Source organism: Streptomyces sp. NPDC018019 (genome assembly GCF_044327805.1).
GTDB lineage: Bacteria > Actinomycetota > Actinomycetes > Streptomycetales > Streptomycetaceae > Streptomyces.
The window spans coordinates 51,132-63,237 of record NZ_JBIRGD010000033.1 but is presented as its reverse complement, the minus strand read 5'-3'; the positions used below and the strand labels follow the sequence as shown (position 1 = coordinate 63,237).

The window sequence follows — 12,106 nt, the reverse complement described above, 5'->3', positions numbered from 1 at the left end:
GTTCGCCACGTTCAACCCAACCCATCTCAAGACCGGCGGACAGCAGAGGATTTCGTTGTGGACATCCGGCACTGGGGACGGCTGTTCCACAGCGACTGAGTTATCTGCGTGCCCTGCACGAGGCAGCTCGACTTCCCGCACGCCACCAGCCCAGTCTCGACAGGAACGGCCATGGAATTCCCTAGACTCGGCCGGGCGTCAGGACCGGCCGCACATCAAGGCGCCGGGGGCGCCGCGGTTGCTCCGCGGCGCCCCCGGCGCCTTGTGTCCCGTCGGCTCGCTTTCGTGCCGGGGCCGGGCCGCGAGGCGGACCCCGGCCCCGCGCCTTCGCGCGCGGCGGTCCCGGGAACTGGGTGTGTTACTTGATGAAGCCGTCCACGACGCGGGGCGGCCAGGTCCCCACCGTGAGCACTCCCATCGCGTACGCGCGGGAGACCAGGGCCGCCCGGTTGGGGACCTTCAGTTTCCGCAGCAGTCCGGTGACGTGGTACTCCACTCCCTGCCGGCTGAGATAGAGCCGGGACGCCAGCGGAATCGTGGACAGACCCGCCGCGATTCCCTCCAGAATGCGCGCGTCGATCTCGCTGAGTAATTTCTTCCGCGGCGCCACCACCGCCTCGCCCTCCGCGTGCTGCCCCGAGCGCATGGTGACGAGTACGGCGGCCGGGCCGGGGGCGTAGCCGCTGACGGCGGTGGCCGTGAGGTTGCCGGTGAACGTGTCACCGGTCGAGCGCAACGCCACCACGTGCGCGGCGAAGCGGTCGCAGCGGCCGGTCAGCAGCCGTTCGAACTGCCGCATGAGCGGCTGCCGCACGCTGGGGTGCACCAGTTCGCGGAAGTCGCGCCCGCAGACGTCGGGTGCCGTCGTCGAGGATTCGGAGGGGGCGGCGGCGAGGACGTCGGCGGACGCCGCGTCCGGGGTCGCGAAGTGGCGGTAGAAATCCTGCGATGCCTGACGCACCGTCAGTGCCGGGTCCAGTACGGCCATGCACACGCCCGGCCGGTCGGACGGCGGCCGCTCTTCCCGCCGCCCCGCGGCACCGGCCGGGCCGGCCGCACCCCGGCCTGCCGAAATCTGCGGGGAATCCATCAGAGCAGAAAACTTCAAGGGACCGACATCCTTTCAACCCCCGTCCGCAAACCAAAGTACAAGTGTGATCGAGCGAGAAAGAGAAATCCGGAGAATGTAACGTGCCGGAAACCTGGGCGGTCCGGCGGCGACCCGGGGAGAATTCCGACCTCCCCGACGCCATCGACACTAGGGAGAGGTCCAGACAAGCGTCAACGTGCATCCGGCCCGCCACCGCTAAACCTGTGGTCGCCCTCCCGCGGGGTACGGTCCCGCACCGTCCTTTCGGTCCCCCCGAACACTCCGCACCTCTTACCGCCGGTAAGCCGCATTCTCCGGCGCGGTGTGCTCAACGTGCCGCGAACGCCCCGGCCGCACTTCGGCCCGCCAGCAGCTCCCGCCGGCCCGCCACACCCAACTTGCGGTAACACGAGGTCAGATGCTTCTCCACCGCCCGGGTACTCACCCCGAGTTCATCGGCGATTTCCTGGTTGGTCAGCCCCCGGCCCACCAGGGAGACGACCTTGCGCTCGCTCTGGGTGAGCGCTGCCTCCGCGCTCGGGGCGGTGGTGGTGGTCCCCAGAGCCGCGTAGGCGCGTTCGGTCAGCCAGGGCGCGCCGCAGGCCGTGGCGAGGTCCGCGGCCTCGCGCAGCATCGCCTTCGCCTCCTTCCCGCACTCCACCACCTGGCCCAACTGGAGGAGCGTACGGGCCCGTTCCAGCGCGTTGGCGGACCCGCCGAGGACCTCGGCGGACTCGCGCAGGACGGCCACTCCCCCACCACCGGGCAGCAGGGCCTTCAGCCGCAGGGCCCGGCCGAGGGCGGCGGGGGCGGCCCACTGCCGCGCCCAGGCCAGTTCTTCTTCCGCCAGCGCCAGGGCCGGACGGTGTTCGCGCAGGCGGTGATGGAGGACGATGGCGCGGGGCCGCCAGGGGAAAAGGGCGGAGTTGCGCCAGCCGGCCGCTTCCAGTTGCCGGCCGCAGGCCAGGAAGGATTCCAGAGCGTGGACGCCACGGCCGCGGCGGGCGTCGAGCGATGCCCTGAGGAGTTGCAGCATGACCCGCAGGGCGAGGCTGTCCGGCCAGCGCTGGCCGGCGTCTCCCAGGAGGCGTTCGATCAGCTGGATGTCACCGGTCTCCATGGCCACCGCGGCCCGGACGGCGGTGGTGGGATCGCGCCAGTCCGCGCCGGTCAGTTCGGCGGCCAGGTCGGCCTGTTCGCGGGCCTGGACCAGGCGCCCCCGCGCGAGCTGGAGCAGCGCGTTCTCGACGTGCACCACCGCTTGGGGGCGGGCGGGTGACTGCTCGCAGGACAGGCGGGTGTCGATGCCCGTCGCCCCGTCGGCGGCGTACAGGGCCATCGCGGCCAGGGGCAGCGCGATACCGGCCCGCGCGGAGGTCACCGGCTCGCGTTCGAGGATCCGCTCGGCCAGGGCCGCGACCTCGGGTGCCGGCACGGCGCTGGAGAGCACCGCCGCGTTGTTCAGGACGGCCGCCAGTTCACGGGCGCCGCCGGTGTCCAAGGGGGGCGGGGTGCCGAGTGCGCGCAGGCGTTCCACCGCACCGGCGAGTTCCGTCGCGTTCTCGTGCCCGGCGTGCCACAGACGCGCTTCCATTTGGAGGGCGATTTCCCGGGCACAGCCTTCACGGGGCGCCGCGGGGTCGAGGTCTTCGGCCACGCGGCGCAGCAGGTCCACCGCCGAGGGGGGCGCCTCGCCCAGGAGGCTGGGCGGGATGAGCAAGGTGGCGGCGGCCCGTTCGGTGGCCGTAGGGAGCAGGCGGACGGCCTGTCCGATGTGGCGTTCGCAGGCGGCGGGGTCGATGTTGCGTTCGGCACCGGCCAGCTCGATCAGCAGGCGTGCGCGCTCGAAGTCGCCCGTGCTGCCCAGCAGGGCGCGCTGCAGGTAGCGCGCGGCGGTGACCGGCACGCCGCGGCGCAGCGCGGCCTGCGCGGCGGTCCGCAGTACCCGTACGGCCCAGGGGCGGTGGGTGGCGGTGACGGCCAGCAGCAGGTCGGCGACGTGTTCGGCGGGGTGCCCGGCCTGGTGGAGGAGGTCCGCCGCGACATCCCGGGAACGTTCGCGTTCGGCGACGGTGAGGGCGGACTCGACGGCGTCGCGGACGACGCGGTGGACGAAGCGCGGGGTGTCGTGCGGGGCGAGCAGCCCCAGGTGGTGCAGCGTGCGCAGGGCCTGCTGGAATCCGACGGCGTCCAGCCGCGCATGGCGCCGGATGAGGTCGGCATCGCCGTGGTCGTCGAAGGCGGCGATGGCGGTGGCCAGGTCGCGTACGGGACCGGGCTGGGTGTACAGGCAGCCGGCCAGGCGGTCGCGGAGCCGAGCGGGGCGCTGCACACGGACCTGGGCGGCGTATTCCGCGGTGGGGCGGTGCCCGCTCAGTGCCAGGTCGCGCAGGACGGACTGGAGGAAGAGGGGGTTGCCGGCGCAGGTCTCGTGGCAGGCCCGGGCGTAGCTGTCGTCGGCGGGTTCGCCGAAGTGGTGGTGGATCAGGGCCCGGGTGCCGGCCGGCGAGAGCGGAGCGGGGCGCAGGACGTCGGCGGCGTCCGCGAGGTCGCGGATGAGCGGGTGCTGGGCGCGGGGGTCACCGTCGCGCAGGGTGCCCACGACGGCCACGCGCAGCCCGTGCGGGCGCCGGGCCAGGTAGGCGAGCCAGCGCAGGGAGGGGACGTCGGCCCACTGGAGGTCGTCGACGAGGATGAGTACGGGGGTGACGGCGCAGGCTTCGGCCAGCACGGACCGCAGGCCGTGCAGGAACGCTTCGGAGGCGGGCGCGCCCCGGTCCCCGGGTACGGGGAGGCCGCCGGCGTGGTCCGGCCGGGTGCCGCCGCCCGCTTCCCGGCCGCCGGGGAGGGTGAGGTCACCGGTCAGGAGCGGCCCCAGGAGCTGGTGGACGATGCCCAGGGCGAAGTCCTGCTCCATGGGCGCGGCGTTGGCCCGCAGGACCCGTAAGGTGTCGGGGCAGCGGGCTCCGGCCTCCTGGAGGAGCGTGGTCCGGCCGTTCCCCAGAGGGCCGGTCAGCAGCAGTGCGGAAGAACGGCCCGCCTGGGCCCGGCGTACCGCGGTCTCGATGCGGGCCAGTTCGGTTTCCCGTTCATACAGCATCCGTGATGTCCTCTTCCGTCGGCCGGCTCCGCGCACGGAGTTCTTTGCGTGAGGTGATACGCAACTTCTTGTACGCACTGCTCAGCCGGTGCTCGACGGTACGCCGGCTCACCACGAGCTGTTCCGCGATCTCCCGGTTGCCCAGGCCGCGGCGGGCCAGTTCGGCGGTCTGCCGCTCGGCGGACGACAGGGTGGCCCACTCCTCGGGCAGCACCGTCTCGTCGGGGGTGCCGGGCTCCTCCAGCCGGGCGGTCAGCCACCGTACACGTTCGGCCAGGCGGCTGGAGGTGTGGGTGACGGTGAGCCGGGACAGCTGGGCCAGCAGCCCGGCGGCCGTGCGACGATCGCCCCTGGCGAGTTCCGCGGTGGCGAGTTCGTCCAGGACCCAGGCGTAGGAGAGCCGGATGGGCATCTCGCGCGCGACACCGGCGGGTTCACACCCGCCGACGGCCGGTTCGTGAAGGCCGAAGCTCCGGGCGACCAGCTCCGCCAGTCCCAGGGCGCTGGGGGCACCCCACTGGCAGGCGAGGGTGAGTTCCTCGCTGACCAGACGCGCGGCCTGGTCCTGATCGCCGAGTGTGAGGCAGGCCCGGGCGGCCGACGAACGCCAGGGCAGCACGACAGGGTTGGCCCACCCGCGGCGCAGCAGCCAGCGCCCGCTCTCCTTGAACAGTTCGGCCGCCTCCGGCCAGCGTTCTTCTTCGGCGGCCACGCGGGCACGGGCGTACAGCAGGTCGGGCCAGTGGATGCCGTATTCGGCACCGGGCGGCAGGGGGGCTTCGGCCAGGGCGCGCGCCTCGTCGTGGCGGCGGGTCTCCAGGGCGATGACGGCGCGTACGGCGAGGAGGTGCGAGGCGGCCAACGGGTGCCAGGCAGCGAGAGGCAGAGCCTGTTCGGCGGCGTCCGCGACATGGTCGGCGGTGTCCAGGCGGCCACTGCGCAGATGCAGTTCGGCGCTGAAGGCCAGGGCGCGGGCGAACAGGGGCCGGCAGTGGCGGCGGCGCAGTTCGGCGATGATGGCGGCGAGGCGGTCCTCTGCTTCGGTGGCGGCGTCGGTGAGCCACAGCGCCCTGGCGGCGACCAGACGGGGCGCCGCGGGGACGGTGTTGCCCGCGTCCAGCGAGCGGCGGGCCAGTTCCGCGGCTCTCGCACGGTGCCGGCCGCGCGCGGCGAGCTGCCCCGCGCGGATGCCGGCCTGGGCAGGGGCGAGGGGGTGGTCGGGCAGGTCGGGGACGCCGGGGACCGGGGTGTCGAGGACGGAGACGTCGGCGACTCCGGGCCCGGCCTCGGCGGCGTACCAGTACAGCGCGATCAGGTTGTCGCGTTCCCTGCCGTGGGCGGTGGCGATGGCCTGGGCGGCGACCCGGCGGCCCCAGGAGTCGTCACCCCGGGCCAGGCCCATATCCAGTGCCCGTACGCGTAGTTGATCCCATGCTTCGCCCTCGCCCGGAGTGTGGACGAGGGTGGTGAGCCTGCGGTCACCGGCTTCGGGGGCGGTCACGGCCTCGACGCCGGCCAGGTCCAGGCCGATGTGTGCGCGTTGCAGGGGTTCCAGGGGCTCGTCCAGGGCGCGTTCGAGGTACGCGGCGGCACGGGGGAAGTCGCCGCGGCGCATCGCGGCGCCGAAGCTGCCGCGCAGGACGTGTACGGCCCAGGGTTCGCCGATGGGCGGTGCCTGGAGGAGGAGGCGGGCGATGCATTCGTCGTCGGCCACGACCTGGTGGGCGAGGTGGGCGGCGCGGGCGTGCAGGGCGGCGCGTTCGCCGGCGGGCGTCTCTTCCAGGACGCGGGCCCGGACGACGGGCAGCCGCACGCGTTCGTAGGAGCCATCGGGGACGGTGAAGCCGGCCATGGCCAACGCAGCGCGCAGCCGGGATTCGCGTACGGCGCGCAGCCCGGCCAGGGAGCAGATCAGCGGGAAGTCCAGCAGGTCGCCGGCGACGGCCAGCGCGCGCAGTACGGCGGTGGCCTCCTCGCTCAGCCCCCGCAGGGCGCGCCCCGCGCGGTCGCCGATGATGCCGGTGATCAGGGTGCGCAGCTGCGGAACGCGGTCGGCGGTGGGCCGGTGGCCGGCCTCCGCGAAGCAGTGCAGGGCCGTGTGCAGGATGGCGGGGCTGCCCTGGGACGCCTGGGCCGCCGCGGTAGCGAACGCCTCGTCGCAGGGGCCGCCGCAGATCTGCTCGGCGAGGGTGGTGACCGCGTCCCGGCTGAGCGGGCGGACGCCGAGGTGGCGGGTCAGCCGCGCGGACGGAGCGGCGTCGGCCAGCCAGTCGGTGCCGTGCGGCTCCAGGCCGGTGCGGCCGATGAGCAGGGCGAGGGGAACGCCCGTGGACAGGCGGCGTACCAGGGCTTGCAGCCAGTGCGAGGAGGCCGCGTCCAGCCACTGCGCATCCTCCACCGTCACGAGCGTGGGGGTGCGGCGGGCGGTGTGCAGGAGTTCGGGCAGGCCCGGCAGGCCGTCCGGCTCGGGCTGCGCGCGCAGGGTGTGCAGGGAGCGTTCGGCCACCTCGCCCAGCTGGCCGAGGAGCTGGATCACGGCGCCGTGGCGCAGATCGCGTTCGGCCAGCGAGCCGCTGACCCGCAGGACGCGGATCGAGCGTTCCCCGGCGAGGCGGGCGGTCCAGCGCAGCAGGGCGTTGTGGCCGAAGCCGGGACGGCCGGTCACGGACACGACGGTGGGGCGGTCTTCGTCCAGCGCGGCCAGCACGCGCCGCAACTCCGCCTGTTCTTCCTCGCGTTCGAGCAGCGGCGGGTCGGTGCGCCGGTCCCCCGCGCGGATGAGTCCCGCGTACGGCTGCTCGCTCTCCAGCCCTGTCTCCGGCATGTCCCGGCCGCCTTCAGCGCTGCCCGCGCGACCGCGACGCCTGCTCCGGCACCCGGGTCCCGCGGACATCCGACGAACGGAGGACCGCGGAGAGCTGGGCACGCTCGGAGACGCCCAGCTTGCGGTACACGCTGGTCAGATGCGTTTCGACCGTACGGACGGTGACGTGCAGCGACTGGGCGATCGACCGGTTCCTGGCGCCGCCGGCGGCGAGGCCGGCGACCTTGCGTTCCATACTGGTGAGCAGATCCAGGGGTGAGCCGGTCATCTTCCGCATGCGGCCGCCCGCCGCCAGCAGGGCACCCCGGGCCTTCTGGCCCAGTGCGAGGGCGCCGCAGCGCTGGGCGAGGTCGGCCGAGGCGCGCAGGTGCTCGCGCGCGGCCCGCGGCTCACCGGCCGCCAACAGGGCCTGCCCAAGGAGGAGTTCGGCGCGGGCGTGCTCGACGCGGGCCGGTGAGGCGGACAGGTGCCGCACCGCCTCGCCCAGCAGTTCCACGCCCTCCTCACCAGGAGCGGCCACACCGCGGGCCATGGCGGCCAGGCCGAGGACGCGTGGGGTCCCCCAGCTGCGTGCGAGCCGTGTGCCGTGCGCCGCGGGCTCCTGGGCCTCCTCGGCGCGGCCCAGCTCCGCGAGCACACAGGCCGCCTCCGCCCACCAGGGCAGATAGGCCGCGTGGCGTACTTCGGCCTCCTCCAGCGCCCTGCCGCACTCACGGAACAGCGCCAGCGCGCCCTCCGCGTCCCCCAAGGCGTGGCGGGCACGGCCGTAGGCCATGAGGTAGCGGTGGTGGGTCCACAGGTACGGGTCGCGCCAGACGGGTTCGGTGGCGGTCAGCAGTTTTTCGGCGTGCGCGGCCTCGCCCCGGTCCACCAGGACGCCCGCCAGGGCCAGGCGCGGCAGGACCATCATCTCGCCCCACCGCTCCGCGCCGCTGATCTGCACCGCCGTCCTGGCATCCGCGAGCGCTTCCGGGAGTGCGCCCAGGCCGTGCCGGAGCAGGGACCTGATGGCCAGGGCCACGGAGTAGGTCCAGATGGCGGAGTTCTCCCGGCCGTGCCGCAGGAGGCGGTCCAGCGCGCACAGGGCGTCCTCGGTGCGGTCGGCGAGGCCCAGGACGACGGCGGAGTTGATCAGGGACCAGCTCTTCGGGGGGAGGTGGGGGCAGCCGGAGGCGCGCAGGGCGTGTTCCACCACCGACTCGGGGGCCTGCCCGTCGAGCGCCGTCAGTACGGCCATCGCCGCCAGTTTCTGCCGCTGGGCGGGGGTGTCGCCCGCGGGTACGGCCATCGCCGCGGCCCGTTTCCGTGTCGCGGCGATCGTGCCGCGGCCGTGCGCACCGACGATCAGCAGCACCGATTCGACGAGGGTGCGCAGTTCCCGGTCGGCGGGCAGGGGGTCGGGGCCGAGTTCGGCGTCGAGGGCGGCCAGGACGTCTTCGAGCATGCGCAGGGCGGTGGGGCCTTCGCGGGCGGCCAGGTAGGTGGTGCCGAACTGCGCGATGATCCGCGCCCGGGTGCGGACGTCGACGCTGGGCACCAGCGCTCCGCGGAGCTGTCCGACGGCCTCGGGCGGGTCGGTCTCGGCCAGCGCCCTGGCCAGCCGGACGCGGACCTTCACGCTGTCGGGGTCCGCTTCCAGGACGCGGTACAGGTAGCGGGCCGCGGCCTCCGGGGCGCCGCGCTCCTCGGCGCGGGCGGCGGCCTCCATCAGGACGCCGGTCATCCATGGTGCGGACACCGAGGGCAGCAGCAGGAGCTGGGCGGCCACTTCTTCGGCGGGCCGGCCCGCGTCGCTCAGGAGCAGGGCCGCCCGCGTACGCAGTTCCGACAGCGCCTGGGCGTCCAGGGGCGCCAGCACCGCCGCTTGCACCACGTCGTCCGTCAGGTGCTTGCCGGGCGCCGGCAGTCCGGCCTCGCGCAGCACCGTCAGGGCGTCCTCGACGGCATCGACGGGGACGGCGGCCAAGGGGGCGAGGTGCTCGGCACCCCGTTCGCCGAGGATCACCACCGCCCGCGCGACCTCGCCCACCCAGGGCGGCCAGCGGTTGAGGAGTTCGCGTGCCCAGTGCGCCAGGACGCGGGGGCCGGCCTCGGCGATCCGGTCGGCACCGCCCACGCCGGAACCGACGCCCTCGGCCCGCAGTGCGCACAGCAGACGTTCCAGGAGGCCGGGGTTGCCGCCGGTCACGGCCCGGGCGCGGGAGATGAAGGCGGGGGCGGCGGGCGCCGGGAAGAACTGCCGTACGGCCTCGGTGACCTGCTCCTCGGTCAGCGGCCGCAGGCGCAGCGTCGTGGTGCGGCAGTGTGCGGTGAAATCCGCCAGGGCGCGCGAGGCCGGGGTGCCGCGGGCGAGGACGGTGGCCTCGGTCCGCTGCGTGAGGACGACGAGCAGGGGAAGGCCGTCAGCCCGCCGCAGCAGGAAGTCCAGCCAGCACAGGGAGAGTTCGTCGCAGTGGTGGGCGTCGTCCAGGGCCAGGACGAGCGGGCGGCGGCTCAGCCCCTGTGCCGCGAGGCGGTACAGGTCGTGGAACACGTGCTGGACGGCGGGGGCGTGCGGCGGCTCACCGGCCGGCGCGCCGGGGGCGAGGGCACGGCGGACGTCACCATCGGGGAAGGCGTCCTGCGCAGCGGAGGCGAATAAGGCGCGTACGCCCCCCAGGGAGTCGCCCGAGGCGCCCTCCTCGCAGAGACCGTGCAGGACCGTCGCGGACCGGCAGGAGTCCCCGTCGAGGAAAGCGCGCAGGAGGGCGGATTTGCCAATGCCCGCCGGGCCGGTCACGACCGCCGAGCCCGCGCGGCCCCGACGCGCTTCGCGGGCAAGGTGGCCGAGTTGTCCGATGTCATCTTCTCGGCCGGCCAAGGTGCTGCCTAAGCGGGGATTGACGCTCCGCTCCTGCACCATAGAGCTCCTTGCACCTCGGAGACACAACAGATGCGACGGGGCGTCACCACATCGTGTTGTAAATCACCCTAAAGAGTGATGGCCGACCTGCGTCAGGTTACATGATCGACAGTCTCCGTGGCCAGGACGCACCTCAGTGCGTGAACTCCCCCGCGCCGCTGAGGTGTTCACGCAGCACCGCCAGTACGGCGGGGGCCTGCGAACTGAGGAAGAAGTGGCCGCCCGGGTAGACCCGCAGATCGAACGCGCCCGTGGTGTGCGCGCGCCAGTCCTCGGCCTCCTCCACCGTGGTCAAGGGGTCGCTGTCACCGGTCAGCGCGGTGATCGGCGCCTTGATCGACGCCCCGGGGTCGCAGCGGTAGGTCTCCACCGCGGTGTAGTCGCTGCGGATCGCCGGGAGGACCATCCGCAGCAGCTCCTCGTCGCCCAGCACCGAGGTGTCCGTACCGGACAGCCGCTTCAGCTCGGCGACGATCCCGTCGTCGTCGCGCCGGTGCACACTCTCCGTACGGTAGCGCGAGGGCGCGCGCCGCCCCGAGGCGAAGAGGTGCGTCAGCTCGCCGCCGTCGGCCTCCAGCCGCCGGGCCACCTCGAAGGCGACCATCGCGCCCATGCTGTGCCCGAAGAACGCCGTCGGCCGTGACCCGATCCGGTCCTTCAGGGCCGCGTACACCCGGTCGGCCATGGTCGTGATGGCGCTGGGACTGGTCTCGTTGCGCCGGTCCTGACGGCCGGGGTACTGCACCGACAGCACCTCCGCCACGGGCGACAGCTCCGCCGACACGGGGAAGAAGAAGGGGGCCGAACCGCCCGCGTGCGGAAAGCAGACGAGCTGGCGCGGGCGGTCCGGCGCCGGGTGGTAGCACCGGGCCCAGAGCCCCTCCGCCGTGGTCGTCGTCATCGTGCTGGCTCCTCCTCCTGGCGAGGGCACCGGACCGGTCCGCCGGAATGCGGCGGCCGATCGGCGGTGCCTGTGGTCCACACGCCCATTCCACAGGGCGGGCGACGGGAAATAACCTAGTGTTTCGCGCTCCGGGTGAGGCGGGCCCACCGTCACGGAGCCGTACGGGGCACGCCGTGGCCGGCGCCGGGGTACGCCCTGGGTCCGGCTACCAGCTGGCGGCCAGCAGCAGGTCCCCGTACTCCCGCTCGCGGGACGCCTGGCGCAGGTCGGAGTCGACCATCATGCGCATCAGCTCGGGGAAGTCGACGCTGGGCTCCCAGCCCAGCTGGGTGCGGGCGCGCTCGGCGTCCGCGCAGAGGATCTCCACCTCGGCGGGGCGCACCAGGGAGGGGTCGATGCTGACGTAGTCCTCCCAGTTCAGGCCCACGTGCTCGAAGGCGATACGGACGGCGTCGCGGACCGAGTGCATCTCGCCGGTGCCGATCACGTAGTCGCCCGGCTCGTCCTGCTGGAGCATCAGGTGCATGGCGCGGACGTAGTCGCCGGCGAAGCCCCAGTCGCGGACGGCGTCGAGGTTGCCCAGGGACAGCTTGTCCTGGTAGCCGAGCTTGATCCGGGCCACCGCGAGGGAGATCTTCCGCGTCACGAACTCCGCGCCGCGGCGCGGCGACTCGTGGTTGAACAGCATTCCGGAGACCGCGTACATGCCGAAGGACTCGCGGTAGTTGCGGGTGATGAAGTGCCCGTAGGTCTTCGCCACGCCGTAGGGGCTGCGCGGCCGGAAGATGGTGGTCTCGCACTGCGGGGTCTCGGCGACCTTGCCGAACATCTCCGAGGAGGACGCCTGGTAGAAGCGGATCTGGCCACCGTCGCCGGCGCCGCCGCCGCGCGAGCCGTTCAGGCCGCTGATCATGCGGATCGCTTCGAGCATGCGCAGGACGCCCATGCCGTTGATCTCGGTGACGAGTTCGGCCTGCTGCCAGGACATCGGGACGAAGGAGATCGCACCGAGGTTGTAGATCTCGTCGGGCTGCACCTTGTCGACCGCGGAGACCAGACTGGCCTGGTCCATCAGGTCTCCGTCGACGAAGTTCAGTTCGGAGACGAGCCGGCTGACCCGGGACTTGCGGGGATTGGCCTGCCCCCGCATCAGGCCCCATACCTGGTACCCCTGGGCGAGCAGGTGCTCGGCCAGATAGGAGCCGTCCTGCCCGGTGATTCCGGTTATCAGCGCACGCTTGGACATCTCATTCCTCTCCTCCGCTAAGAACAGACCGCCCAAACGC

Annotated in this window: 6 protein-coding genes; all 6 read right to left on the bottom strand. The window is 73.2% G+C overall.

Translation table 11 applies throughout. The features are described 5' to 3' along the window. Nucleotides 1-358: 358 nt before the first annotated feature. Nucleotides 359-1,108: a LuxR C-terminal-related transcriptional regulator gene (locus ACH4FX_RS36760; RefSeq protein ID WP_398485819.1), complete on the bottom strand. Its 750-nt coding sequence runs from the start codon at nt 1,106-1,108 to the stop codon at nt 359-361. A gap of 310 nt (nt 1,109-1,418) precedes the next feature. Next, entirely contained in the window at nt 1,419-4,190 is a 2,772-nt protein-coding gene (locus ACH4FX_RS36755; protein WP_398485818.1) for an ATP-binding protein, read from the bottom strand. Beyond that, entirely contained in the window at nt 4,180-7,014 is a 2,835-nt protein-coding gene (locus tag ACH4FX_RS36750) for an AAA family ATPase (protein WP_398485817.1), read from the bottom strand. Before ACH4FX_RS36750 ends, ACH4FX_RS36755 begins: the two co-directional genes overlap by 11 nt. 13 nt (nt 7,015-7,027) lie before the next feature. After that, nucleotides 7,028-9,916 (bottom strand): AAA family ATPase, encoded by a 2,889-nt coding sequence (locus ACH4FX_RS36745; RefSeq protein ID WP_398485816.1) that lies wholly within the window; start codon nt 9,914-9,916, stop codon nt 7,028-7,030. A 133-nt stretch (nt 9,917-10,049) separates the two neighbouring features. Continuing rightward, nucleotides 10,050-10,817 (bottom strand): thioesterase II family protein, encoded by a 768-nt coding sequence (locus tag ACH4FX_RS36740; RefSeq protein WP_398485815.1) that lies wholly within the window; start codon nt 10,815-10,817, stop codon nt 10,050-10,052. Nucleotides 10,818-11,025: 208 nt separating this feature from the next. Then, nucleotides 11,026-12,066, bottom strand: coding sequence for a GDP-mannose 4,6-dehydratase (locus ACH4FX_RS36735; RefSeq protein ID WP_398485814.1), 1,041 nt, complete (start codon nt 12,064-12,066; stop codon nt 11,026-11,028). Between the last annotated feature and the right edge of the window lie 40 nt (nt 12,067-12,106).